22 protein-coding genes are annotated in these 25,767 nt (G+C 69.9%); 13 read left to right on the top strand and 9 right to left on the bottom strand.

Annotated elements, in window-relative coordinates:
- Nucleotides 1–120: 120 nt before the first annotated feature.
- Together N4G66_RS02785 and N4G66_RS02780 are read right to left on the bottom strand one after the other, a co-directional pair.
- Nucleotides 121–1,374, bottom strand: coding sequence for a DUF3631 domain-containing protein (locus N4G66_RS02785; RefSeq protein WP_261702288.1), 1,254 nt, complete (start codon nt 1,372–1,374; stop codon nt 121–123).
- Nucleotides 1,375–1,891: 517 nt separating this feature from the next.
- The gene (locus N4G66_RS02780) at nt 1,892–2,086 is read right to left on the bottom strand and encodes a helix-turn-helix transcriptional regulator (protein ID WP_261702287.1); all 195 of its coding nucleotides are present in this window, start codon (nt 2,084–2,086) and stop codon (nt 1,892–1,894) included.
- 121 nt (nt 2,087–2,207) lie between these two features.
- Between N4G66_RS02780 and N4G66_RS02775 the strand changes: the two genes are divergently transcribed.
- Nucleotides 2,208–2,708, top strand: a complete 501-nt coding sequence (locus N4G66_RS02775; RefSeq protein WP_261702286.1) for a helix-turn-helix domain-containing protein — start codon at nt 2,208–2,210, stop codon at nt 2,706–2,708.
- 24 nt (nt 2,709–2,732) lie between these two features.
- On the top strand, nt 2,733–3,851 hold the full coding sequence (locus N4G66_RS02770) for a tyrosine-type recombinase/integrase (RefSeq protein ID WP_261702285.1): 1,119 nt from the start codon (nt 2,733–2,735) through the stop codon (nt 3,849–3,851).
- A 108-nt stretch (nt 3,852–3,959) separates the two neighbouring features.
- Here the strand turns inward: N4G66_RS02770 and ychF are convergent, their stop codons facing one another.
- The gene (gene ychF, locus N4G66_RS02765) at nt 3,960–5,048 is read right to left on the bottom strand and encodes a redox-regulated ATPase YchF (protein ID WP_261702284.1); all 1,089 of its coding nucleotides are present in this window, start codon (nt 5,046–5,048) and stop codon (nt 3,960–3,962) included.
- 365 nt (nt 5,049–5,413) lie between these two features.
- On the opposite strand from ychF, the gene N4G66_RS02760 reads away from it, so the two are divergent.
- Nucleotides 5,414–5,857, top strand: a complete 444-nt coding sequence (locus tag N4G66_RS02760) for a DUF6542 domain-containing protein (RefSeq protein WP_315903604.1) — start codon at nt 5,414–5,416, stop codon at nt 5,855–5,857.
- Here the strand turns inward: N4G66_RS02760 and ppgK are convergent.
- Entirely contained in the window at nt 5,851–6,600 is a 750-nt protein-coding gene (gene ppgK / locus N4G66_RS02755) for a polyphosphate--glucose phosphotransferase (protein WP_261702282.1), read from the bottom strand. The genes N4G66_RS02760 and ppgK overlap by 7 nt on opposite strands.
- Before the next feature lie 29 nt (nt 6,601–6,629).
- On the bottom strand, nt 6,630–7,643 hold the full coding sequence (locus N4G66_RS02750) for a 4-hydroxy-3-methylbut-2-enyl diphosphate reductase (RefSeq protein ID WP_261702281.1): 1,014 nt from the start codon (nt 7,641–7,643) through the stop codon (nt 6,630–6,632).
- A 390-nt stretch (nt 7,644–8,033) separates the two neighbouring features.
- Here N4G66_RS02750 and xseA point away from each other — a divergent pair, with 390 nt between their 5' ends.
- The 3 genes from xseA (at nt 8,034) to N4G66_RS02735 (ending at nt 10,304) form a co-directional block, all read left to right on the top strand.
- Nucleotides 8,034–9,242 carry an exodeoxyribonuclease VII large subunit gene (gene xseA, locus N4G66_RS02745; RefSeq protein ID WP_261702280.1) on the top strand — a complete coding sequence of 403 codons (1,209 nt, stop codon included), beginning with the start codon at nt 8,034–8,036 and terminating at the stop codon, nt 9,240–9,242.
- 9 nt (nt 9,243–9,251) lie between these two features.
- Nucleotides 9,252–9,503, top strand: coding sequence for an exodeoxyribonuclease VII small subunit (locus tag N4G66_RS02740; protein ID WP_261702279.1), 252 nt, complete (start codon nt 9,252–9,254; stop codon nt 9,501–9,503).
- A gap of 210 nt (nt 9,504–9,713) precedes the next feature.
- Nucleotides 9,714–10,304, top strand: a complete 591-nt coding sequence (locus N4G66_RS02735) for a malonic semialdehyde reductase (protein WP_261702278.1) — start codon at nt 9,714–9,716, stop codon at nt 10,302–10,304.
- Nucleotides 10,305–10,501: 197 nt separating this feature from the next.
- On the opposite strand, the gene N4G66_RS02730 is transcribed toward N4G66_RS02735, so the two are convergent.
- Nucleotides 10,502–11,020 (bottom strand): DUF4245 domain-containing protein, encoded by a 519-nt coding sequence (locus N4G66_RS02730; RefSeq protein WP_261702277.1) that lies wholly within the window; start codon nt 11,018–11,020, stop codon nt 10,502–10,504.
- A 126-nt stretch (nt 11,021–11,146) separates the two neighbouring features.
- On the opposite strand from N4G66_RS02730, the gene glpX reads away from it, so the two are divergent.
- The gene (gene glpX, locus N4G66_RS02725) at nt 11,147–12,178 is read left to right on the top strand and encodes a class II fructose-bisphosphatase (RefSeq protein WP_261702276.1); all 1,032 of its coding nucleotides are present in this window, start codon (nt 11,147–11,149) and stop codon (nt 12,176–12,178) included.
- Between the two features lie 624 nt (nt 12,179–12,802).
- Here the strand turns inward: glpX and N4G66_RS02720 are convergent.
- Together N4G66_RS02720 and N4G66_RS02715 are read right to left on the bottom strand one after the other, a co-directional pair.
- Nucleotides 12,803–13,174 carry a WhiB family transcriptional regulator gene (locus N4G66_RS02720; protein ID WP_261702275.1) on the bottom strand — a complete coding sequence of 124 codons (372 nt, stop codon included), beginning with the start codon at nt 13,172–13,174 and terminating at the stop codon, nt 12,803–12,805.
- A gap of 225 nt (nt 13,175–13,399) precedes the next feature.
- Nucleotides 13,400–14,128, bottom strand: a complete 729-nt coding sequence (locus N4G66_RS02715) for a DUF1707 SHOCT-like domain-containing protein (RefSeq protein WP_261702274.1) — start codon at nt 14,126–14,128, stop codon at nt 13,400–13,402.
- A 259-nt stretch (nt 14,129–14,387) separates the two neighbouring features.
- Between N4G66_RS02715 and N4G66_RS02710 the strand changes: the two genes are divergently transcribed.
- The 6 genes from N4G66_RS02710 (at nt 14,388) to N4G66_RS02685 (ending at nt 22,846) form a co-directional block, all read left to right on the top strand.
- Entirely contained in the window at nt 14,388–16,055 is a 1,668-nt protein-coding gene (locus N4G66_RS02710; RefSeq protein WP_261702273.1) for a fumarate hydratase, read from the top strand.
- Between the two features lie 240 nt (nt 16,056–16,295).
- Nucleotides 16,296–17,699, top strand: a complete 1,404-nt coding sequence (locus N4G66_RS02705) for a class II fumarate hydratase (RefSeq protein ID WP_261702272.1) — start codon at nt 16,296–16,298, stop codon at nt 17,697–17,699.
- A gap of 115 nt (nt 17,700–17,814) precedes the next feature.
- Nucleotides 17,815–18,507, top strand: a complete 693-nt coding sequence (gene fomD, locus N4G66_RS02700) for a cytidylyl-2-hydroxypropylphosphonate hydrolase (RefSeq protein WP_261702271.1) — start codon at nt 17,815–17,817, stop codon at nt 18,505–18,507.
- A gap of 119 nt (nt 18,508–18,626) precedes the next feature.
- The gene (locus N4G66_RS02695; protein ID WP_261702270.1) at nt 18,627–18,923 is read left to right on the top strand and encodes a hypothetical protein; all 297 of its coding nucleotides are present in this window, start codon (nt 18,627–18,629) and stop codon (nt 18,921–18,923) included.
- Complete coding sequence (locus N4G66_RS02690; RefSeq protein WP_391858738.1) at nt 18,905–21,082, top strand: SpoIIE family protein phosphatase; 2,178 nt, start codon at nt 18,905–18,907, stop codon at nt 21,080–21,082. The genes N4G66_RS02695 and N4G66_RS02690 overlap by 19 nt, the downstream gene beginning before the upstream one ends.
- Before the next feature lie 300 nt (nt 21,083–21,382).
- Nucleotides 21,383–22,846, top strand: a complete 1,464-nt coding sequence (locus tag N4G66_RS02685) for a catalase (protein ID WP_261702268.1) — start codon at nt 21,383–21,385, stop codon at nt 22,844–22,846.
- Between the two features lie 160 nt (nt 22,847–23,006).
- On the opposite strand, the gene N4G66_RS02680 is transcribed toward N4G66_RS02685, so the two are convergent.
- Complete coding sequence (locus N4G66_RS02680; protein WP_261702267.1) at nt 23,007–25,328, bottom strand: transglycosylase domain-containing protein; 2,322 nt, start codon at nt 25,326–25,328, stop codon at nt 23,007–23,009.
- Nucleotides 25,329–25,767 lie beyond the last annotated feature (439 nt).

The following is a 25,767-nucleotide window of genomic DNA, read 5'->3' as shown; positions in this document are numbered from 1 at the left end:
AGCTGGTCAGGGTAGGTACGGAGGCGGTCGCAGGTACGGAGTGATCCGTATCGGCAAGGAACTCCGTCCCCGCGCTGACCTGCGCGGGGACGGATGCGACGGATTGATACGGAGCTGGTGTCAGCGAGTGGGCTTGGGGCCAGCAGGCCCGCCGGGCGGCCCGATGGGCAGCGTCCCGGACAGAGGGGCCGGTGGCTTGCCGTGGGTTGGCCGCGCGAACGCGGCCTCCCCGGCTGCGGGGGCCGGCTGGGCAGGGGCAGGACAGTAGCGGGCCCAGGCGTCGAGGAACTGGTTACGGGCGTACGCCTTGGCCTGCCTGCCGTTCTCGAAACGGTGGTTGCCCGGGCTGATGCCGAAGTCGCGCAGCAGGTTGGCCAGGTGGTAGGCGTTCAGGCCCTTGGTGCCGTACTCGGCCCACGGCCCCTCGGCATCCTGGACGAGGGCGGCGAGCAGGTCCTGGCTGCGCAGAGCCTCCTTGTGGCCCTCCTGCTCGAACACGCGGCGGACGTCTCGCAGCAGCCGCGTCTTCAGCGTCGTCAGCTCGTCCTGGACCACCTCGTTGCGGGTCATCGCCAGGCAGGCGGCACGGGCTCGCGAGGGCCACTGCCCGCCGGCCAGGTCGGCGACGATCACCAGAGGCTCCCACGTGTCGGCGGCGCGGTCCTCGACCGGCATCTGTGGAACCAAGCCTGCGGCGGTGCTCCGTAGCGGGGTCAGCCAGGCGGTCAGCCGGTCGCGCAGCACGTGCAGTTCGGGCAGCGAGTACCGCGAGCGGAACGGGGTGATTCGCTCGCCCGGCTTGCGCTTCTGCATGCGGATGACGACCGCCCGATCCATGATCGTGTCCGGTAGGTCGCCGATCCCGGCGAGCGCAGCCATGGCGAAGGTGGGAAACGCCGTCGGCTTGTGCTCCGGCCCGGAGATCCGCCAGGCGGGTCGGTTTCGCTGGTGCCCGGCGTTCAGCAGGCCACGGAGGTCCTCCTTGTCGCCGGCCTTGGGGCCGAAGATGGTGTCGGCCTCGTCCACCAGCAGCGTCGGCGGGTTCTTGCCGATGACACGGAAGACCACCGCAGGCGACGTGTTCACCGTCATCATCGGCTGGTGCACGGTCTCGTGGAGTACGTCAAGGACGCGGGACTTGCCACATCCCTTGGTCGGCCCCACGACCGCCAGCCGTGGCGCGTGCTGGAGGGAAGGCTGGATGTGGGAGGCCGCCACCCACAAAGTGACCGCGGTCAGAACCTCGTCGCTCGGCAGCACCACGTACCGATCGATAGCCGCACGTAGGTCATCCAGCAGCGCGGTTCCTTCGTCGGCCGTCTCGCCGCCCGTATCAGCGCGGTCCCCGGTCCCCGATCCGCCGTTGGGGACCACGGTCCCCGCAGATGTGTGGGGACCGTGGCCCTCACCATCGGCTCGGAGCACGGCGTGCTCGCCCGGGATTCGGGGACCGGGTTCGGGGACCAGCGGACCGAAAGTCTCCGCCCGGTCCCCGGCTTCCGCTCCTGCGGGACCGGCCCCCAAGGCACTGACCTGCACATGTTCCGCGCTGGTGGCGTTTCGGTCCCCGACCAGAACACCCCCTGAAGCATCGTCGGTTGAGCGTGCAGCAGGGGACCGTGACTCCGTGCGGTCCCCGCTTCGGTCGCCGTTGCGCCAGGGGATGCCCTGGCCAGGGACCACGGCGGCGGGCCAGACAACCTCGGATGCGTTCGAGGTGGCGGGGGACGTAGGGTCCTCCATAGACGTTCCTCTCAGGTGAGGGGCGAGACGGGCAAGGTCCCGCCCCTCACCGGTTCGTTCGTTCAGGGATGGGCGGCATGCAGGGGAATCTCCGGCCCTCGGCGTAGGCACGCCGAGGGCCGTTGCTGTGTCCGGGCCTGCTGGCGGCTCATGAGGCCAGGCCCCACTCGTCTCGGCCGTCGATCAGAGTGCGCTCGTAGCGCAGCAGCTCGGCCTCGGGGTACAGCACCCGCTTGCCGACCTTGATGCCGCGCGGCCCCTTCTTGATGTGGCGCCAGTAGCGGACGGTGCTCTCGGCTGTGCGGTAACGCTCGGCGACCTCGCTGGTGGTCAGATATCGCATGCATTCCCATTCGACTAAGTAGCGATTCGATCTGCATAAAGTTGTATCTCGCGATCAGCGGTTACCCAAATCGGGAAGCTCGTGTTTCAATTTGGATAGCGATGGGGATGATGGAGGTTCGATGGCAGGCGACAAGCCCGAGGGTGGCGAAGTGCCGCTGCTCTACAGCGAAGGGAACGTGGCCGCGCGCGTGGCCCTGGAGCGCGAGGTCAGAGGGTGGAGCACGACCGAGCTGGCGGAGCGGGTGACCAGAGCCGGCGTCAAGATGAACCAGACTGCGGTCTGGCGCATCGAGAACGGCACTCCTCGCCGCCGCATCAACCTCGACGAGGCCCTCGCCTTCACCCGCGTCTTCGAGCTTCCCCTCGAAGAGCTGATGTCCCCGCCCCTGGAGGGGCTCGACATCGACAGCCGGCGCCTCGTCCAAGAGGCCGTCGAAGCGTTCTACGAGGCCCGAGACACGCGCGACCGTCTACACCACGCAGTGGTCGCCATCGCTGACCACATCAAGGCCCATCCCGACAGCTCGCGGGCGATCCACGAGCAGTGCCTCCGCCTCATGGGCGACGAGCGCGACGCTCGCACGCTCACCGGTGACATCGAGGACGGCGGCCACTACTGACAACCGACACGAAGGAGAGGCCACTTGGCCAACATCCAGAAGCGCCCCAACGGCAAATGGCGGGCCCGCTACCGCGACCTCGACGGCAAGGAGCACGCCCGCCACTTCGACCGCAAGATCGACGCCCAGCGGTGGATCGACGAGGTCACGGCCAGCCTGGTCACCGGTCAGTACGTCGACCCGCGATCGGCGAAGAAGCCCTTCAAGGAGTACGCGGAGGAATGGCGGACCATCCAGCCTCACCGGCCTTCCACGGCCAAGGCAGTAGCCCAGCACCTGCGCTGCTACGTCTACCCGGCCTGGGAGAAGCGGGCACTCGGCGCCATCAAGCCCGGCGACGTGCAGAGCTGGGTCACCAGCCTGACCACCATGCACGGGCTGGCCGCCAGCACCTCACGGACGGTCTTCAACACGGTCAACGCCGTCTTCCGGGCGGCCGTCCGTGACCGCATGATCCCCCACAACCCGTGCGCCGAGGCGAAACTGCCCTCGGTGCCCCGGAAGAAGATCGTGCCCCTGGCTGTCGAGCAGGTACGGACGCTGTCCGAGGAGATACCCGCCCGATACAAGGGCCTCGTGCTGCTCGGCGCCGCCACCGGGCTCCGCCCCGGCGAGCTGTTCGGCCTCCAGCTCCGGCACGTGAACCTGCTGCACGCGACCGTCTCGGTCGAGCAGCAGATCCAGCAGACCGCCAAGCACGGCGTGTACGTCTGCCCGCCCAAGACCGATCGCTCGCACCGCACGGTCCCGCTCCCCCGCGTGGCGGTGGACGCCATGAAGGCCCACCTGCGGGACTTCCCCGCCGATGGGCCCGAGAGCTGGATCTTCACGGCGCCGCAGGGCGGACCCGTGGTCTACACGCACTTCATGGACGGGTCCTGGCGACCCGCCTGCGCCAAGGCCGGCATACCGAAGGGCACCGGACCCCACGCCCTCCGGCACCACTACGCCAGCCTGCTGATCAAGCACGGCGAGTCCGTGAAGACCGTCTCCGAGCGCCTCGGCCACACCAACGCGGCCATGACGCTGAACATCTACACCCACCTGTGGCCCGACTCCGAGGAGCGGACCCGGGCCGCCGTCGACAAGGCGTACGCGGACCAGTCCGCAGATGCCCAACCACAGGTCGACGAAGCGGCATAGCCGCTCCCCCGCGCGCTGACCGAAGTCAGCACGCTGCGGACTCTGTGCGGACCGCAAAGGCCGCCCAACCCGCTCCGTCGCAGGTCAGGCGGCCTCTCGCCGAACGTATTAGACGTTGAAGCGGAACTCCACCACGTCGCCGTCCTGCATGACGTACTCCTTGCCCTCCATGCGGGCCTTGCCCTTGGCGCGGGCCTCGGCGACCGAGCCCGTCTCGACCAGGTCGGCGAAGGAGATGACCTCGGCCTTGATGAAGCCCTTCTGGAAGTCGGTGTGGATGACACCGGCGGCCTCGGGGGCGGTGGCGCCCTTCTTGATCGTCCAGGCGCGGGATTCCTTGGGGCCTGCCGTCAGATAGGTCTGCAGGCCGAGGGTGTTGAAGCCGACGCGGGCGAGCGTCGCCATGCCGGGCTCCTGGACGCCGACCGACTCCAGGAGTTCCTTCGCGTCCTCCTCCTCGAGCTCGGCGAGGTCCGCCTCGAGCTTGGCGTTGAGGAAGATCGCCTCGGCGGGGGCGACCAGGGCGCTCTGCTCGGCCTTGAAGTCGTCGTCGACCAGCTCGTCCTCGTCCACGTTGAAGACGTACAGGAACGGCTTGGTGGTGAGCAGGTGCAGGTCGTGCAGCAGCTCCTCGTTGCCGGAGCCCTGGACGATGCCCGCGGAGAAGAGGGTGTCGCCCCGCTCCAGGATCGCCTGCGCCGCCTCGACCGCCGCGACCTTCGGGCCGATGTCCTTCTTGATGCGCGACTCCCTCTGGAGGCGCGGCAGGACCTTCTCGATCGTCTGGAGGTCCGCGAGGATCAGCTCGGTGTTGATCGTCTCGATGTCGTCCTTGGGCGAGACCTTGCCGTCGACGTGCACGACGTTCTCGTCCTTGAACGCGCGGATGACCTGGCAGATCGCGTCCGACTCACGGATGTTCGCGAGGAACTTGTTGCCCAGGCCCTCACCCTCCGAGGCACCCTTCACGATGCCCGCGATGTCGACGAAGTCGACGGTCGCCGGGAGGATCTTCTGCGAACCGAAGATCTCGGCCAGCTTGGCCAGCCGGGCGTCGGGGACGCCGACCACGCCGACGTTCGGCTCGATCGTGGCGAACGGGTAGTTGGCCGCGAGCACGTCGTTCTTGGTCAGGGCGTTGAACATGGTCGACTTGCCGACATTGGGCAGACCGACGATTCCGATCGTGAGCGACACGTTGCGACTTCCCGTACGAGAGGATGGGCGAAGGGCCCTCCAGGAGAGCGGGCCGATCCACCAGTCTACGGCGTGACCCGGCCCGGACCCGCGAGGTATCGAACGCATGGCCAAGCTCCTTCCACGGCCTCACCTTCGGCTGATCTCCGGCGTGTCCGATGAGCCATTCCACACATAAAACGACCTAAGTTGGTCCAGTGGAGCAACACAGGACGCGTCCCCCTCAATCCAGACCACGACGCGGCGCACCCGTTCCGGCACAAGCCGGGCGGGCCGCGGGCGGCGGTGTCCGACGGGACGCCCCGGTGGCGCGGCGGCCCGTGCCCGCGAGCGTCCGGGGGACGCGCCGGACGTCGCGTCCCCGGTTGACCGGGCTCGGCGTGGGGCTGTTCTGCGGCGCGTCGATGTTCGCGCTCGCCTGTCTCGACCACCTGCTGTTCGGCGGATCCGCGACGGTCTACGGGGTGCTGTTCCTGCCGGTGTGCGTGCTGACCGCGCTGTGGGTGCGGCCCGGCGACCTGGTGACCGCCCCCGTGGTCGTACCAATCGCCTTCACCTTCGGGCTGCTGCCGATCATCGACGACAGCGGAGGCGGCATCGGCGGCCACTTCATGGGTCTGATCACCGGCCTCGCCCTCCAGGCCGGCTGGCTGTACGGCGGAACGCTGGTCGCGGTCCTCGTCGTGACCGTCCGCAGAATCCGCCTGATGACCCGCCGGGCCGCCCGCCGGCGGACGCAGGCGCGGGGCCTGCCGCCCGACAGGCAGGCCCGCTGGCCCCCGTACCCTCACCGGCGGCGCCGCTACTGAGCGAGCTGCGCCGCTCGCATCGCCGCGCCCACGATCCCCGCGTTGTTCTGGAGCTGCGCCGGGACGATCTCCGCCTTGATGCCCTCGATCAGCGGCAGGAACTTGTCGGCCTTGCGGCTGACGCCGCCGCCGATGATGAAGAGTTCCGGGGAGAAGAGCATCTCGAGATGGGCGAGGTACTTGGTGACGCGGCGCGCCCAGTGCTCCCAGGTCAGCTCGTTGTCGTCCTTGGCCTTGGTCGAAGCCCGCTTCTCGGCTTCATGGCCGTTCAGCTCCAGGTGCCCCAGCTCGGTGTTCGGGACCAGTTCGCCGTCGATGAAGAGGGCGCTGCCGATGCCGGTGCCGAGGGTGAGCAGGATGACCGTGCCCCTGCGGCCCTTCCCGGCGCCGAACTCCATCTCGGCGACACCCGCAGCGTCCGCGTCGTTCAGTACGGTCACCGGCAGACCACCCAGCCGCTCACCGAGCAACGCGCGGGCGTCGGTGTCGATCCAGTCCTTGTCGACATTGGCAGCCGTACGGATGGTGGAGCCACCGGTCACCACACCGGGGAACGTGATGCCCACCGGGCCCGTCCAGCCGAAGTGACCGATGACGTCCTTCACGCCGTCGGCCACCGCGTCGGGCGTCGCGGGATGCGGAGTGAGCACCTTGAAGCGCTCCTCCGCCAGGTCCCCGCGATCAAGGTCCACAGGGGCACCCTTGATCCCGGATCCGCCAATGTCCACACCGAAGATCTTCATGGACCCACGTTACGTCGTACGACTGACCGTCACTTCCCGGGTGTACCGCCGGTGCGCTCCTCCACCAGCGCGGCGGCCTCGGCACGCAGGTCGCGGCGCAGTTCCTTGGGGAGCGAGAAGGTGATGGACTCCTCGGCGGCCTTGACGATCTCCACGTCCTCGAAACCGCGCTCGGACAGGAACTCCAGGACCTGCTCGACGAGGATCTCGGGGACGGAGGCGCCGGAGGTGACACCGACCGTGCTCACGCCCTCCAGCCACGCCTCGTCGATCTCGTCCGCGAAGTCCACGAGGTACGCCGCGCGGGAGCCGGCGAGCTTGGCGACCTCGACCAGCCGCACCGAGTTGGAGGAGTTGCGCGATCCGACCACGATGACCAGCTCGGCCTCCGCGCCCATCTGCTTCACGGCGAGCTGACGGTTCTGCGTGGCGTAGCAGATGTCGTCGCTCGGCGGGGAGATGAGCAGCGGGAACTTCTCCTTCAGGGCGTCGACCGTCTCCATGGTCTCGTCGACCGAGAGGGTGGTCTGGGAGAGCCAGACGACCTTGGAGGGGTCACGGACCTCGACCTTGGCGACATCCCCGGGGCCGTCGACCAGGGTGATGTGGTCGGGTGCCTCTCCGGAGGTGCCGATGACCTCTTCGTGGCCCTCGTGCCCGATGAGGAGGATGTCGAAGTCCTCGCCCGCGAAGCGGACGGCCTCCTTGTGGACCTTGGTGACCAGCGGGCACGTCGCGTCGATGGTGGCGAGCCTGCCGGCGGCGGCCTCGTCGTGGACGACGGGGGAGACGCCGTGCGCCGAGAACATGACGATGGACCCCTCGGGGACCTCCGCCGTCTGCTCGACGAAGATCGCGCCCTTCTTCTCCAGGGTCTGCACGACGTACTTGTTGTGCACGATCTCGTGACGGACATAGATCGGGGCCCCGTACTGCTCGAGGGCCTTCTCGACGGCGATCACGGCGCGGTCCACGCCCGCGCAGTAGCCACGGGGGGCGGCGAGCAGGACACGGCGGCCAGGCGAAGCAGTCATGCCCACCATCGTAAGGCCGCGCCCGGCAGGTCAAGGATCGCCTCCTCCTTGGAGAGGTCGGGGGTGCCACCTTGAAGAAGCCAGGGGTCGCCACCTTGAAGAGGTCAGGGGTCGCCTCCTGGAGACGTGGGTGATCGCCTCCTGGAGAGGTGCGTGATCGCCTGCCCGGAGAGACAGACCGTGGGGAGCCGAAGGGCCGGGCCGGCGTGGTCCTCGGGAGGCGGACCACGGCCGACACGCGGGCCACCGCCGGTACGGGGGCGGCCGGGCACGGACCGCGGCGCAGCCCAGGCCGTCCACGGACTGCCGCTGTACGGGCGGGGGCGGGCCGGGTCCGGGCGGCGACCCTCCCGCGCCGGGCGTGCCGTGTTGTCGGTGGTGGCCACTACGCTCGGGCGCATGGCTCTCAACACGTCCGCGGACGCTCCGCTGCCCGTCGGAGAGGTGTCACGGCTCATCGGGGGATGGATCGACCGGCTCGGCGCGGTGTGGGTCGAGGGGCAGATCACCCAGCTGTCGCGGCGCCCCGGCGCGGGCGTCGTCTTCCTGACGCTGCGCGACCCGTCGTACGACATCTCGGTCGGCGTGACCTGCTACCGGCAGGTCTTCGACGCGGTCGCCGACGTGGTGAGCGAGGGCGCCCGGGTGGTGGTCCACGCCAAGCCGGAGTGGTACGCCCCGCGCGGGCAGCTGTCCCTGCGGGCCGTCGAGATCAAGCCGGTGGGCGTGGGCGAGCTCCTCGCCCGCCTGGAGCAGCTGAAGAAGTCGCTGGCGGCCGAGGGACTGTTCGCGGCCGAGCGCAAGAAGGCGCTGCCGTTCCTGCCGCAGCTCATCGGGCTGGTGTGCGGGCGCGCGTCGGCGGCCGAGCGGGACGTGCTGGAGAACGCGCGGCACCGCTGGCCCGCCGTCCGCTTCGAGGTGCGCAATGTCGCCGTGCAGGGCGTCCACGCCGTACCGCAGGTCGTGCAGGCGGTGAAGGAGCTGGACGCGCTCGACGAGGTCGACGTGATCATCGTGGCGCGCGGCGGCGGCAGCGTGGAGGATCTGCTGCCCTTCTCCGACGAGCAGCTCGTCCGGGCGGTCGCGGCCTGCCGTACGCCCGTCGTGTCGGCCATCGGACACGAACCCGACAACCCGCTTCTCGACCATGTGGCCGACCTGCGGGCGTCCACACCGACCGACGCCGCCAAGAAGGTCGTGCCGGACGTGAATGAGGAGTACGAGCGGGTGCGGTTCCTGCGGGACCGCGCGCGGCGCTGCGTCCAGTCGTTCCTCGACCGCGAGGAGCGCGGCCTCGCGCACACCCTGACCCGGCCCTCGATAGAGGATCCGCACCGGATGATCGACGAGCGGGCGGACCAGGTCGCCGCCCTGCTCGACCGGGGCCGGCGCACCCTCGGGCATCTCCTGGACCGCGCGGACTCGGAGCTGACGCACACCCACGCGCGCGTGGTGGCCCTCTCCCCCGCCGCGACCCTCCAGCGGGGGTACGCGGTGCTGCAGAAGGACGACGGCTCCGTGGTCCGGGACCCGGCCGAGGTCGCGGCGGACGAGACGCTGCGGGCGCGGGTCGCCGAAGGTGAATTCACTGTTCGAGTCGATGCATAGGGTGGGCGCATGACCAGCAAGGTGGACGAGGCGCTCGGATACGAGCAGGCACGGGACGAGCTGATCGAGGTCGTACGCCGCCTGGAGGCGGGCGGCACGACTCTGGAGGAGTCCCTGGCGCTGTGGGAGCGGGGCGAGGAGCTCGCCAAGGTGTGCCGGCGCTGGCTGGAGGGCGCGCGGGCCCGCCTGGACGCGGCCCTGGCCGAGGAGGGGCCCCAGGAGAAGAACACCGGCTCGGGCTCCGGCTCCGGCTCCGCGTGACAAGCGGCTCGGGCTCCGGCTCCGCGTGACAAGCGGCTCGGGCTGGGGCTCCGGCTCCGAGTAGCCGACGGCCGTCCCTTTTTCGATCCCCGTATCTGTGAAGCGGATCACGACGCCCCGGTTTTGGTTGAACTTTAAACCTCTTCGTCGTACTGTCGTACTCGCCAACAGATCCCCCGGGATCCATCGCACATACCGAGAAGGTTCTTCATGTCTCTCGTCCTTGACCCCACCGCTCAGGACCTGCTGTTCCGCGAGGCCCGCACCGCGAACACGTTCACCGACGAGCCGGTGACCGACGAGCAGGTGCAGGCGATCTACGACCTGGTCAAGTACGGCCCGACCGCCTTCAACCAGTCGCCGCTGCGCATCACCCTGGTCCGCTCCCCCGAGGCCCGTGAGCGCCTGGTGCAGCACCTCGCCGAGGGCAACCGGGCGAAGACCGCCGCCGCCCCGCTGGTCGCGATCCTCGCCGCGGACAACGAGTTCCACGAGGAGCTGCCGACCCTGCTCCCCCACTTCCCCGCCGCCAAGGACCTCTTCTTCTCCGAGCGCCCGGTCCGCGAGGGTGCCGCCGCGATGAACGCCGCCCTCCAGGCCGCGTACTTCATCATCGGTGTCCGTGCCGCCGGTCTCGCCGCGGGCCCGATGACCGGTGCCGACCTCGCCGGCATCCAGAAGGAGTTCCTGGACGACGACCACACCCCGCTGATGATCGTCAACATCGGCAAGCCGGGCGAGGACGCCTGGTTCCCGCGCAGCCCGCGCCTGGACGCCGACCAGGTCATCACGACCGTCTGACCGGCTGCTCCACCGGCACCACTGTTCGATCCCGCATGCATACGAGAAGGGCCCCCGGCGCTACGGCCGGGGGCCCTTCTCGTATGCATGCGCGTATGCGGGATCTGCCGTATGCGGGATCTGCCGTATGCGGGGCCTGCCTTTTGCGGCATCTGCGACCCCGGGATCCGCAGCCCCGGGATCCGCAGCAGCCGGGGCTACGACGTCTTCAGGGCCTGCGCCATCTTCACCAGCGTGCCGAACGACCCGGTGCCGGTGACCACGGTCGTGGAACCCTTGTCCTCCAGGACGAGGGCGTCGTAGTGGTCGCCCTCGTAGCGCTGCCAGGTCCGGTCGCCGATGCGCTCGGCGGTCTTCGTCTGCCGTGCACCCTGGCTCGCCGTGTCGATGAACACGGCCGGCCGCTGAGTGGACTGCTCGACCGCCACGTACTGACCGTCGGGGGCCTGGAAGCCCAGATGCCAGGCGTCGAACTCGCTGCCGTCGTAACGCACCGAGGTCGCCTTCCACGCCGAGGGCAGGCCCTCGGGCGCCGCCACGGGATAGCTCGCCGCACGGCGAGCCGTCAGCAGCTCGACGCGGTAGTCGACACGCTGGAGATCGGGCTCGGAGTCGTCATGCGGGATGAAAATGTAGATAACGCCCGCCATGAGCCCGATGAGGCCCAGGGAAAGAATCATGTCCCGGACCGACTGCTTGCCTTTCGTACCTGCCACGCACCTATCGTCGCAGGTGCCCTGGCCTGCTCATCCGTGGGCCCCCCTGCTCATTTTGTAAGCCTGGCGATAGAGTCGGGACATCACCCTCATCCGGCCGTCGTCGTATCAGAAAGGTGCGTGTCGATGACCGAGCATCATCTGCCCTCCGAACTCGAAGTCCCGTCGGAAGCCCCCGACCGGAACCTCGCCCTCGAACTCGTCCGCGTCACCGAGGCCGCCGCGATGGCCGCGGGCCGCTGGGTCGGCCGCGGCGACAAGAACGGTGCCGACGGCGCCGCCGTCCGCGCCATGCGCACCCTCGTCTCCACCGTCTCGATGAACGGCGTCGTCGTCATCGGCGAAGGGGAGAAGGACGAGGCCCCGATGCTCTTCAACGGGGAGCGCGTGGGCGACGGGACCGGGCCCGAGTGCGACATCGCCGTCGACCCGATCGACGGAACCACGCTCACCGCCAAGGGCATGACGAACGCGATCGCCGTGCTGGCCGCCGCCGACCGCGGCACCATGTTCGACCCGTCCGCGGTCTTCTACATGGACAAGCTGGTCACCGGCCCCGAGGCCGCCGACTTCGTCGACATCAACGCGCCCGTGTCGGTCAACATCCGCCGGGTCGCCAAGGCCAAGCGGGTCACCCCCGAGGACGTCACCGTCGTCATCCTCGACCGGCCGCGCCACGACGGGATCATCAAGGAGATCCGGGACACCGGCGCGCGCATCAAGCTGATCACCGACGGCGATGTCGCGGGCTCCATCCTCGCGCTGCGCGAGGGCACCGGCATCGATCTGCTGCTCGGCATCGGCGGCACGCCCGAGGGCATCATCTCGGCCTGCGCGGTGAAGTGCCTCGGCGGCACCATCCAGGGCAAGCTGTGGCCCAAGGACGACGAGGAACGGCAGCGGGCGGTCGACGCCGGGCACGACCTCGACCGCGTCCTGACGACGAACGATCTGGTCTCCGGCGAGAACGTCTTCTTCGTCGCGACCGGCATCACCGACGGCGAGCTGCTGCGCGGAGTGCGCTACCGCTCCGAGACCGCCACGACCGAGTCGATCGTGATGCGGTCCAAGTCCGGGACGGTCCGCCAGATCACGTCGGAGCACCGACTGAGCAAACTGCGTGCGTACAGCGCGATCGACTTCGATCGCGCCAAGTAGGACCGCCGGCCGAACGGCGCCGCGAGGCGCGAAAGGGGCGCCCCTTATGCGGAGGGGCGCCCCTTTTTCCGTACTCACGCCTGGTCGCGGCCGACATCGAGGCCCCGCCTGTGAGCCCGGCTCCCACGCGTGCGGGCCGACCGACCCCTTGCGGCGTCCCAGTCGGCTTCCGTGCGTGACGCCGGCCCGGCTTCCTCAGGCGTGATCGGGCCCGCCTCCCACGCGTGCGGGCAAGCCCGTCAGCCCTGCACATGCGAGTCGGCCGGCGTCGAGACCCGCTCGACGGCCCGGCTTCCCTGCGAGCGGGCCGACCGGCTCACTCGCATGCGGGTCAGGCCGTCGTCCGTGCGCACACCGGTCGACCTCCCTGCGGAAAGGCCGGCCCGGCCACGCGCACGTCAGCCGGTCGGCTTCCCTGCGAGTGAGGCCGACCGGGCTTCCACGCACATGGGCCGGGCCCGGCAGGCAGACGCGTGGCCACTCGACTTCGAGACGCGTGTGCGGTCCGGCTTCCCTTTCCTTACGCGTGAGCCGGCCGGCTCACGCGTAAGGGCAAGCCCGGCAGCAGCGAGCGCGGCAGTGGGCCCACGCGGGCGGGGCCCCACCCGGCTTTCCCGCGGGGGGTCAGCCGGCCGCGGCTATCGTGCCGCGGGTGGCCTTCTTGAGCTCCACGTCGCGGCGGCGGCGCCTGGCGAGGACGACGCGGCGCTCGGCGGCGGTGAGGCCGCCCCAGACGCCGTACGGCTCGGGTTGCAGCAACGCGTGCTCGCGGCACTCGACCATCACCGGACAGCGGGCGCAGACGCGCTTGGCGGCCTCCTCACGGGAGAGCCGGGAAGCGGTCGGCTCCTTGGAGGGGGCGAAGAACAGGCCGGCTTCGTCGCGTCGGCACACCGCCTCCGTGTGCCATGGCGCTTCCTGATCCCTGTCCCGCACTGGCGCCCGCTGGGCCGGAACGGCAGCTACCTGCAGGGACTGATGCGGCGGTTGCAGCACGGTCTACTCCTGACGACGGCTTCGCGAGCGTGCCGGGCACTGCGGAAAGTTCCACAGCGCCCTCCAAGAGACGATGCAGCAAGCCCTACCCGCTGTGCGCGCGCCTATGCACTGCGTTCCGAAGCCCGGCCGTTCTCGGGCGTGATCGATCGTTCGTCACTGGACCACCACCGGACCACCCCGTGTCGGACCACCCCGCCTCCGCCGTCCGCGCCTTCGCAGGCGTCAACGGTCCAGGTGCTTGCGCAAACTCCGGTCCAGCCGGTCCGCCACCCGCTCGTTCACCCGGCTCGTCACCCGGTCGAGGATGTCCGCGATCAGCTTGCCGCGCTTGGGCCGCGCCTCGACGTTCCCGAGGACGGCGAGGCCGTCGACGTAGACCACGGGTGCGTCGGGGTCGCCCGAATCCAGCGTGTCCACCTCGAAGTTGCCCAGCACGCCACCGCCGCTGCCCCGCAGCGAGACGTTCTCCGGGACGTCGATCTCGACGTTGCCGAAGACGGAGATCGCCTTGATGACGACCTGCTGGTACTCGAAGATCGCCTCGCTCAGGTCGATCTCGACATTGCCGAAGACCGCGTACGCGTGGATCCGCCGGCCCGCTCGCCAGCGGCCCTTGCGGACGGCGGAGCTGAAGACCGCCACCACGTTGTCGTCGGCCTCCACCGGGATCGCGCCCTGGGTGGGACGGTTGGGCGCGGAGGCGTACGCGGAGGTGGCACGACCGGTGTGGGCGGCGGGCAGGTCCCGGACGAACTGGTCGAGCTCACCCACCGTCTTGGTGGCCAGCACGCCCTCCACCCGCTCGGCGTGCTCCTCCGCGGTCAGGCGCCCTTCGGCGACGGCCTCGCGCAGGATGTCGGTGATCCGGTCGCGGTCGGCGTCGGAGGCACGCAGCTCGGCCGGCTTCGCCGCCGTGGCGGGGGTCGCGTCGGGGCTCTTTTGAAGGTCCACGACAACAGCGTACCCAAACGCGATAGATCGCGACTACCCCTCTCCCGTCGCCCGTGGAAAACCGGCCGCCCGTCCACAGCGTCGCCCGCGCCGTCGGTCCGGTGCCCGAACTGAGCCTTACCTCACAGCCTCGGTGTCCGCGCCAGGTCCTACGCTGGTGGATGCTGCCAATGACGGCCGGCCTCCGGCGAGTGAGCCGAAGGGGCGCGCCCGAGGCGAACGAGCCCCAAAGCTGTCTGTCGAGTGAGGAATGGGCGAGATGCCTGAGTTCGCGTACACCGATCTGCTCCCCCAGGGAGAGGACACCACCCCGTACCGGCTGGTGACCTCCGAGGGTGTCTCCACCTTCGAGGCCGACGGGCGCACGTTCCTCAAGGTGGAGCCGGAGGCACTGCGCAAGCTCGCCACGGAGGCCATCCACGACATCCAGCACTACCTGCGGCCCGCGCACCTCGCCCAGCTGCGCCGCATCATCGACGACCCCGAGGCGTCGGCCAACGACAAGTTCGTCGCGCTGGACCTGCTGAAGAACGCGAACATCGCGGCCGCGGGCGTCCTGCCCATGTGCCAGGACACCGGCACCGCGATCGTCATGGGCAAGCGCGGCCAGAACGTGCTCACCGAGGGCGGCGACGAGGCGGCCCTCTCGCGCGGCATCTACGACGCCTACCTGAACCTGAACCTGCGCTATTCGCAGATGGCCCCGCTGACCATGTGGGACGAGAAGAACACGGGCTCGAACCTGCCGGCGCAGATCGAGCTGTACGCCACCGACGGCGGCGCCTACAAGTTCCTGTTCATGGCGAAGGGCGGTGGCTCCGCCAACAAGTCGTTCCTCTACCAGGAGACCAAGGCGGTCCTCAACGAGGGCTCCATGATGAAGTTCCTGGAGGAGAAGATCCGCTCCCTGGGGACGGCCGCCTGCCCGCCGTACCACCTGGCGATCGTCGTCGGCGGCACGAGCGCCGAGTACGCGCTGAAGACCGCGAAGTACGCCTCCGCGCACTACCTGGACGAGATTCCGGCCGAGGGCTCCGAGCTCGGGCACGGCTTCCGGGACAAGGAGCTGGAGGAGAAGGTCTTCGAGCTGACGCAGAAGATCGGCATCGGCGCGCAGTTCGGCGGCAAGTACTTCTGCCACGACGTGCGCGTGGTGCGCCTGCCCCGCCACGGCGCGTCCTGCCCGGTCGCGATCGCCGTCTCCTGCTCGGCCGACCGTCAGGCCGTCGCCAAGATCACCGCCGAGGGCGTCTTCCTGGAGCAGCTGGAGACCGACCCCGCGCGCTTCCTGCCGGAGACCACGGACGAGCACTTGGACGAGGCCGGCGACGTCGTGAAGATCGACCTCAACCAGCCGATGGACGACATCCTCGCCGCGCTGACGAAGTACCCGGTCAAGACCCGCCTCTCGCTCTCCGGCCCGCTCGTCGTGGCGCGCGACATCGCGCACGCCAAGATCAAGGAGCGGCTGGACGCGGGCGAGGAGATGCCGCAGTACCTGAAGGACCACCCGGTGTACTACGCGGGCCCGGCCAAGACGCCCGCGGGCTACGCGTCCGGCTCCTTCGGCCCGACGACCGCGGGCCGCATGGACTCCTACGTCGAGCAGTTCCAGGCGGCGGGCGGCTCCAAGGTGATGCTGGCCAAGGGCAACCGCAGCAAGCAGGTCACGGACGCCTGTGGCACGCACGGCGGCTTCTACCTCGGCTCCATCGGCGGCCCGGCCGCCCGCCTCGCCCAGGACTGCATCAAGAAGGTCGAGGTCGTCGAGTACGAGGAGCTCGGCATGGAGGCCGTCTGGAAGATCGAGGTCGAGGACTTCCCGGCCTTCATCGTGGTCGACGACAAGGGCAACGACTTCTTCCAGGATCCCACGCCCGCCCCGACCTTCACGACGATCCCGGTGCGGGGCCCCGGACTCGCGTAGGGCGGGCCCCTGCGGCGTACGGCCCTCTGGGTGACGCCGTACGGGTGACCGGCGTGTGATGCCGTACGGGAGCCCCGTACGTACGCAACGCCGTACGAACCGTGTGAACGGCCGCCGAACAGGCGGCCGTTCGTTCGTCCCGGGGCGTGCCCGCGTCGGCCCGCCCGGAGGAACGGCTTCGTGCGCCGGGCGGGAACACCCGTGGGCTCCGGGACGCTGTCCCCCAAGGAGGTGTCACCGATGGCAGATGGCCAGAGCGAAGGCGCGTACCGGATCGAGCACGACTCCATGGGCGAGGTGCGGGTGCCCGCGGAGGCGAAGTGGCGGGCGCAGACACAGCGCGCCGTGGAGAACTTCCCCATCTCGGGGCAGCGCATCGAGCGCGCGCACATCGAGGCCCTCGCCCGGATCAAGGCGGCCGCCGCGAAGGTGAACGGCGACCTGGGCGTGATCGACAAGGATGTCGCGGAGGCGATCCAGGAGGTGGCCGCGGAGGTCGCCGAGGGGCACTGGGACGCGCACTTCCCGGTCGATGTCTTCCAGACGGGCTCCGGTACGTCCTCCAACATGAACGCCAACGAAGTCATCGCCACGCTCGCGAGCGAGCGGCTGGGCCGGGAGGTCCACCCCAATGACCAGGTGAACGCCTCGCAGTCGAGCAACGACGTGTTCCCGTCCTCCATCCACATCGCCGCTACCGCCGCCGTGACCGGTGATCTCGTGCCCGCGCTGGAGCATCTCGCCGACGCGCTCGGCCGCAAGTCGGAGGAGTTCGCCGATGTGGTGAAGTCGGGGCGCACCCACCTCATGGACGCGACGCCGGTGACGCTGGGCCAGGAGTTCGGGGGGTACGCGGCCCAGGTGCGGTACGGGGTCGAGCGGCTCCGGGCCTCACTGCCGCGGCTGGCCGAACTCCCGCTCGGCGGCACGGCCGTGGGCACGGGGATCAACACGCCGCCCGGATTCTCCGCCGCGGTGATCGCGGAGGTGGCGCGGGCGACCGGGCTGCCGCTGACCGAGGCCCGCGACCACTTCGAGGCGCAGGGCGCGCGCGACGGGATCGTGGAGACGAGCGGGCAGCTGCGGACCATCGCCGTCGGGCTGACCAAGATCGCGAACGATCTGCGGTGGATGGCCTCCGGACCGCGCACCGGACTGGCCGAGATCAGCCTCCCCGACCTGCAGCCCGGGTCCTCGATCATGCCGGGCAAGGTGAACCCGGTCCTTCCCGAGGCGGTGCTGATGGTCGCCGCCCAGGTGACGGGGAACGACGCGACCGTCGCCGTCGCGGGTGCGGCCGGGAACTTCGAGCTCAACGTGATGCTGCCGGTGATCGCCAAGAACGTCCTGGAGTCGGTCCGGCTGCTCGCGAACGTCTCGCGGCTGCTCGCCGACCGGACGGTCGACGGGATCGTCGCGCACCGTGAGCGGGCCCGGGAGTACGCGGAGTCGTCGCCGTCGGTGGTGACACCGCTGAACAAGTACATCGGGTACGAGGAGGCCGCCAAGGTCGCCAAGAAGGCGCTGGCGGAGCGCAAGACGATTCGCAAGGTGGTGCTGGAGTCGGGGTACGTGGAGCGCGGGGACCTGACCCTGGAGCAGTTGGACGAGGCGCTGGATGTCCTGCGGATGACGCACCCGTAACACGCCGCACCCTTGGAGAAACGCCTGATGACAGCTCCGTAACAGCAGTTCGCCGATGGCGCGAACCGTGACGGGTACCGCAGCGTCGTATGCGTGGGACACCTAATATCTGGTCATGGCAGAGGGTGGAGCGGTGAGACGAGCGGAAGCGGGCGGGCCGGGGGCGTACTGGAAGCCCGGGAGTCAGATCCTGTGGCGGTACCGGGAGAACGCCGGCGAGCGCGTCCACATCTGCCGCCCCGTGACGGTCGCACGGGACGACGCCGACCTGCTCGCGGTGTGGATGGCGCCGGGCACCGAGTGTGTGAAGCCGGTGCTCGCCGACGGTTCGCCGGTGCATGGAGAGCCGCTGGAGTCGCGCTATACAAAGCCTCGCGCCGTGCGGCGCGACCGCTGGTTCGGGTCCGGGGTGCTCAAGCTGGCGCGACCGGGCGACGCGTGGTCGGTGTGGCTGTTCTGGGACCAGGGCTGGCGTTTCAAGAACTGGTACGTGAACCTGGAGGCTCCGCTGACCCGCTGGGCGGGCGGAGTGGACTCGGAGGACCACTTCCTCGACATCTCGGTCCACCCGGACCGGAGTTGGCGCTGGCTCGACGAGGACGAATTCGCCATGGCGCAGCGAGCCGGTCTGATGGATGCTCAACTGGCGGCACGGGTGCGGGAAGCGGGGTGGTCTGCGGTGGAGGTGATCCGCGCCTGGGGCGCTCCGTTCTCGGACGGATGGCAGCACTGGAGGCCCGATCCGGGCTGGCCGGTTCCCGCTCTGCCGGATGACTGGGACCGTACGCCCGCGCACGTGTCCTCATGAGACCCTTGATGCGCCCCCGTGGTACAACCGTAGGATCGTCTTCCGCAAGGGCACAGGGCAGTAACAACTCCCGCAGGCTGAGCCGGGCTTGACCATATGTCACCGAGGGGCGGCAGGACGTGAGCGAGGGGTACGAGGCGTACGGCGGCGTGGCCGGCCAGGGACCGGCCGCACCGCGCGGGCTCGCCACGACGGCCGTGCGGGCGGGGGCTTCGGCCACCGCCCTCCTGTCGGCACCGGCCGTTTCCGGCCGCCCGCGGGCCGTACCGCGCCGGGCGACGGTGGCTGTTGCCGTCGGTCCCGGCCCTGACGACACGCAGAATCCGTTCCTGGGGCACACATTCCGGGTATCGGGGCTGCGGGACGAACTGCGCGCACGGCGCGCAGCCCCGGACGGATGGATTCGACACGCGTGACGGAGCACCCCACCTCGCACGAGCGCCGGCAGAGCGGCGCCGGCCGGCCGCCCGCCCCCGCGGACCCTCGCGGGGCGCTCCTGCGTACCTCGGAGCAGCCGTCCCAGCTGCCGGGTTCCGGCGCGTTACCGGTACAGGCCCGCACGGGCGACGCACCGAGGAGTTCGGGTACGGCCACGCCGCGCGGCAAGCGCGGCAAGGCCGGCGGCCAGGTGTCCGCTGGTGCCGGCATGTCCGCGTCCTCGGGCACGGACGTGCCCTCGCCGTCGCCCGCCTCCTCCGGGCCCGGCCCGGAGCACTCGCAGCCCGCGGCGACCGAGCCCGATCCGCACCGCCCCCGGCCCGCGCCGGAAGGCATCCCGATCCAGCCGGACGCCGAGCAGGACCGGGCCGCGCGGACCTCGGGCGGCAAGGAGCGCCGTACCGGGCAGACCCTGCCGCAGGGTGGCCCGATGCCGATGCGGCGGGACGGGGACCGACTGCGCTTCGTGGGCGCCGCGACCCGGCGGATCGCGCGGGGCATCGATCTCGACGAGATCGTGATGGGGCTGTGCCGGGCCACCGTGCCGACCTTCTCGGACGCGATCCTCGTCTATCTGCGCGACCCGCTGCCGGTCGGCGACGAGCGGCCGACGGGGCCTCTCGTGCTGAGGCTGCGGCGCACGGACCGGATTCCCGAGGAGCGGGACACCGAGAGCGGTTTCATGTCCGCGCTGCGGCCGGAGCCCAGCGAGCTGTCGGCGATGACGGCCGAGCTGTGCGAGGTGCGCCCCGGCGGCGCTCTCGCCGAGGTGCTGCGCGGGGTGCGGCCGGTGTTCGCGGACGCGCCCGCCGCGCGGGCCGCGCTGCCCGAGCTGCTCGGCGACGATCTGCCGGTGCCGAGCGGGCAGCGGGCGATCCTCGCCCCGCTGCGCGGCCGGCGCCGGGTGATCGGGGCGGCGCTGTTCCTGCGCCGGCCGGAGCGCCTCGCCTTCGAGACGGACGATCTGCTGGTCGCGGCCCAGCTCGCCACGCACAGCGCGCTCGGCATCGACAAGGCGGTGCTGTACGGCCGTGAGGCGTACATCGCCGACGAGCTCCAGCGCACGATGCTGCCCGAGACGCTGCCGCGGCCCACGGGCGTACGGCTCGCGTCCCGCTATCTGCCGGCCGCGGAGACGGCGCGGGTGGGCGGCGACTGGTACGACGCGATCCCGCTGCCGGGCAGCCGGGTCGCCCTGGTCGTCGGTGATGTGATGGGTCACTCCATGACGTCGGCGGCGATCATGGGCCAGCTGCGGACGACGGCGCAGACCCTCGCGGGGCTCGATCTGCCGCCGCAGGAGGTGCTGCACCATCTGGACGAGCAGGCGCAGCGGCTCGGCACCGACCGCATGGCGACCTGCCTGTACGCCGTCTACGACCCGGTGTCGCACCGGATCACCATCGCCAACGCGGGCCATCCGCCGCCGGTGCTGCTGCATCTGGGCGGGCGGGCCGAGGTGCTGCGGGTGCCACCGGGTGCCCCCATCGGTGTGGGCGGGGTCGATTTCGAGGCGGTGGAGCTGGACGCGCCCGCCGGGGCGACGCTGCTGCTGTACACGGACGGGCTGGTCGAGTCGCGGCTCCGCGACGTCTGGACCGGGATAGAGCAACTGCGCGAGAAACTCGCGGCGGTCGCGGCGCTGACCGGACCCGATCATCCGCCGCCGCTGGAAGCGCTGTGCGACGAGGTGCTCGACATGCTCGGCCCGGGAGACCGGGACGACGACATCGCGCTGCTCGCCGCGCGGTTCGACGGGATCGCGCCGAGCGACGTCGCGTACTGGTTCCTGGAGCCGGAGGACGCGGCGCCCGGCCGGGCCCGGCGTCTGGCCCGGCGGGCGCTGGCCCGCTGGGGCATGGAGGACATGACCGACTCCGTGGAGCTGCTGGTCAGCGAGGTCGTGACGAACGCGGTGCGGTACGCCTCACGGCCGGTGACGCTGCGACTGCTGCGGACGGACGTCCTGCGCTGCGAGGTCGGCGACGACGTGCCCCAGCTCCCGAGGCTGCGGCAGGCGCGGGCCACGGACGAGGGCGGTCGCGGTCTGTTCCTGGTGAACCGGCTGGCGCGGCGGTGGGGGGCGACCCGGCTGAGTACGGGAAAGGTCGTCTGGTTCGAGTTGAACCGGAACTGACCGGGTACTCGTCCGGTCTCGCCCCGGTGGGCCGGCGCTGAACCGGTCCCGGACCGCGGGACCGGCGCTGAACGGTGCCGGGACCTGGCGGTCCGCGCCTTACCGGTACTGGACCTGCGGGTCCGGGCCGTACCGGCGCTGGACCGTGCCAGTGCCGGGCCGTACCGGTGCCGGGCCGTACCGGTGCCGGGCCGTACCGGTGCCGGGCGGCGTTCCATGTTGCCGACGTGGTGTCGGCGGCGTTGACTGCTGGGGTGGGCGAAGCGACCTGACGACCTCATCTCCGACAGGAGGACGCTCGTGACGCAGGCATCCCGGAAGGCTCCGTACACCACGAACAACGTCGGGATTCCGGTGGAGAGCGACGAACACTCGCTCACCGTCGGACCCGACGGCCCGATCCTGCTCCAGGACCACTACCTCATCGAGAAGATGGCGCAGTTCAACCGGGAGCGGGTGCCCGAGCGGGTGGTGCACGCCAAGGGCAGTGGCGCGTACGGATTCTTCGAAGTGACCAACGACGTCAGTCAGTTCACCCGGGCCGACCTCTTCCAGCCGGGCAGGCGCACCGAGATGCTGGCGCGCTTCTCGACCGTCGCCGGGGAGCAGGGCTCGCCCGACACCTGGCGCGACCCCCGCGGCTTCGCGCTGAAGTTCTACACCGAGCACGGCAATTACGACATGGTGGGCAACAACACCCCGGTCTTCTTCGTCCGTGACACGATCAAGTTCCAGGACTTCATCCGCTCCCAGAAGCGCCACCCGGCGACGGGGCTGCGCGACCACGACATGCAGTGGGACTTCTGGACCCTCTCGCCCGAGTCGGCGCACCAGGTGACCTGGCTGATGGGCGACCGGGGCATCCCGAAGACCTACCGCAACATGAACGGCTACAGCTCCCACACCTATATGTGGATCAACGGCGGTGGTGAGCGGTTCTGGGTGAAGTACCACTTCAAGACCGACCAGGGCATCGAGTTCCTCACCCAGGCCGAGGCCGACGAGCTGGCGGGGACGGACCCGGACCTGCACCGCCGGGATCTGTACGGGTCGATCGATTCCGGGAACGCGCCGAGCTGGACGCTGAAGGTCCAGATCATGCCGTTCGAGGACGCGGCGGACTACCGGTTCAACCCGTTCGACCTGACGAAGGTGTGGCCGCACGGGGACTACCCGCTGATCGACGTGGGCCGCATGGTGCTGGACAGGAACCCCGAGGACTACTTCGTCCACATCGAGCAGGCCGCCTTCGAGCCCTCGAACCTGGTGCCGGGCATCGGGCCCTCGCCCGACAAGATGCTGCTGGGCCGGCTGTTCTCGTACCCCGATACCCACCGGTACCGGATCGGTCCCAACTACGCCCAGCTGCCGCCCAACCGGCCGCACGCCCCGGTGAACTCGTACGCCAAGGACGGTCCGATGCGCTACGAGCCGTCGCACGCGGCCCGTCCCTACGCACCCAACTCCTACGGCGGTCCGGCGGCCGACTACGGGCAGTTCGGTGACCCCGCGAGCTGGCAGACCGCCGGCGAGCTGGTGCGCGAGGCGTACAAGCCGCACAGCGCGGACGACGACTGGGGCCAGGCGGGCACGATGGTCCGCCAGGTCCTCGACGACGCGGCCCGGGACCGGCTGGTGGACAACGTGAGCGGGCACCTCAAGGACGGTGTGACCCGCCCGGTGCTGGACCGCGCGGTGCAGTACTGGCGCAACGTGGACAAGGAGACCGGCGACCGGATCGCGGACAGCGTCGACGGTGGCTGAAGGTGGCTGAACCGGCTCCGCGGCGCGCGCTTCGGGCACGAGAAGGCCGCGCACCCCGGGCACCTCGAAGACGGGGTACGCAAAGAAGGAGCACGTAAACAGGGAGCACGTAAGGAGGGGGCACCCGGAACTCCGGGTGCCCCCTCCTGCGCGCTCGGCCCTACTGGCTGGTCTGGTCGAACGGATTGGCCGGGATGCCCGCCGTACTGGGCGAACCCGTCGGTGTGGACGGGCTCGTCGTCGTCGGCTCGGTCGTCGTCGGCTCGTCCGTGGGGGTCGGCGGAGCGCTCGTGGTGGGCGGCTCCGACGACGGCGCCTCGGTGGTCGGGGTCGACGACGGCGTGCTGGACGGCGTCTGGGTGAAGGTGGGCAGGCCGGTCGGCGCCACCGCCGCGCCCGAGGTGGTGTTCAGGTCGAACTCGGTGACCTTCCCCGCCATCGCCTCGAACGTGTAAGCCGCCCAGATCTTCGCCGGGTAGCCACCGCCGTTGACACGGCCGCCCTCCAGGACGAGGCCCGTGGCGCCCTTCATGGAGACCTGGCTGTGGGTCTTCGCGTCCTCACCGAACAGCAGGACCGAGGTGACCAGGTTCGGCGTGTAGCCGGTGAACCAGGCCGACTTGTTGTTGTCGGAGGTACCGGTCTTGCCGGCGACCTGCTGGCCGTCACGGGACGGGTTGTTCCGTACGGAGACCCGGGCCGTACCGTCGTCGACCACGCCGGTCAGCACCGAGGTGACCGTGTCTGCGGCCTCCTCGCTGATGACCCGGTCGCCGATCGGTTCCGGCATCGTGACCGTACGGTCCTTGTGCTCGGCCGAGGCGACGAGCGCCGGGGTGACCTTCTTGCCGTGGTTGTCGAGCGTGGCGTACGCGCCCGCCATCTCCAGCGGGCTGGCGCCCATGGAGCCGAGGGTCTGGGCGGGCACCGCCTGGAGTCCCTTGGTGTTCATGCCGAGCTTGCCCGCGGTCTTCAGCACCTCGTCCATGCCGACGTCGACGCCCATCTGCGCGAAGACGGAGTTGATGGACTTGTTCATCGCGGTCTGCACGGTGACGGGGCCGTAGCTGTGCTCGTCCTCGTTCGGCGGCGCGAAGCCGATGTCGCTGCCGACGACGGGACGGCGGTTGGTGCCGTCGTAGATCGTGTTCGCGGTGATCGGATCGCCGGAGTGCGTCTTGGCCTCCTCGGCCAGGGCGGCCGCGAAGATCATCGGCTTGAACGTCGACGCGGCCTGGTAGTCACGGCGCGTCGAGTTGTTGAAGTAGTGCTTGAAGTAGTCCTTGCCGCCGTACATCGCGAGGACCTTGCCGGTCTTGGGGTCGACCGACACGGCACCGGCCTGGATGTTGGCGTCGACCTTGCGCTTCTTCGGGTCCAGCTTGCTGGTGAGCTGCTGCTTGACGGTCTTGAGCAGCAGGGCCTGCTTCTTCTTGTCCACGTTGAGCGTGATGGTCCAGCCACCCCGGTCGATGATGTCGTGGGCGTCGCCCAGATCGGCCGCGGTGCCCTGGGCGACGAGCTGCTTGGCCAGCTCGTTGTTGGCCGCCTCCACCAGATAGCCGGTCTGGCCCTCCATGCCCGGGGCGCCCGCGGGGTCCTTGGGAACCGGGAACTTCATGGCCGCGCGCTTGCCCGCGTCCAGCCAGTTCTGCTGGACCATGTTGTCGAGGGTGTAGTTCCAGCGGGCCTGGACCAGCTTCTTGCCGGTCTTCGAGGCGACCGCCCAGTCGTACTGGCTCGGAGCCTGGAGCAGCGAGGCGAGGTAGGCGCCCTGCTGGACCGTGAGGTCGCTGGCGTCGACGCGGTAGTAGGCCTGCGCCGCCGCCTGGATGCCGTAGGCGTTGCGGCCGTAGTAGCTGGTGTTGATGTAGCCCGCGAGGATGTCGTCCTTGGACTGCTGGCGGTCCAGCTTCAGCGAGATGACCATTTCCTTCAGCTTGCGCGTGACGGTCTGGTCCTGGCTGAGGTAGTAGTTCTTGACGTACTGCTGGGTGATCGTCGAACCACCCTGCTTGCCCTTGCCGGAGAGGGTGTTGATCAGACCTCGCGCGGTGCCCTTGAGGTCGATGCCCGAGTCCTGGTAGAAGGTCTTGTTCTCGGCGGCGACGAAGGTCTTCTGAACGCTCTTGGGCACCTTGGACAGGTCGACGATCTCGCGGTTGACCTTGCCGGTGCGCGCGAGCATCGAGCCGTCGCCGTACTTGTAGATGTTGCTCTGCCGCTTCGCGGCCGCGTTGCCCTCGGGCACGGAAACGACCATGTAGAGCACGATGAAGGCGCCCATGCCGAGCAGGCAGAAGCCGAAGAAGGTCCCGAGGAGCGACTTCCAGTTCACGTACCGGCGTATGCCGGTACGGCGGGTCTTGCCGCCCGCCTTCGCGCCGGACCCGGGGCCCGCCGACTCGTGCTCCGACGAGCGTTGGGGCGCCGCGCGGCGGCCCTGCGCCTGCCGCGCTCGTCTCTCTTCAGCTCGTCCCATGGGTCGATCCGCTCCGCTTCATTCTCGTGTGGCACACAAGTTCGTCGGTCAGGTCAGCTCAGAAAGCTAACACCGCGCGCTATGACAAAGGGCAGCCGATCCGGTCTTTTCCGGACGTGACAATCAGCACGCCTTACGCACCCGCCTCACTGAATCCGACGAGCGGGAGGGGCAGAAGGTTGCCGTGCCCGGTAAACTGATATCACTTAGATATGCAGAAGCCATGTCGTGCGAAAGGGAGGACCCTCCGTGCCGTCACACACCTCCCATGACTCCTCATCCGCCCCGGGCGTATCCGCCGCCGGGACACCGGGCGACGTGCCGGCTCCCCGCGGGCGGGGGTTCGCCGCGCACAGCATCGGCGGGGGGCTCGCACCGGCCCTCGGCCTTCTCGGGCCGCTCCCCGGCGCCGCCCTGTGCGCCGTCGGCGCGGCGGGAG

Origin of the sequence: Streptomyces rhizosphaerihabitans (assembly GCF_025399795.1) — a bacterium.
GTDB classification, from domain to species: Bacteria; Actinomycetota; Actinomycetes; order Streptomycetales; family Streptomycetaceae; genus Streptomyces; species Streptomyces rhizosphaerihabitans.
The sequence above is the reverse complement of the archived record's forward strand: the minus strand, read 5'-3'. Positions and strand labels throughout refer to the sequence as shown.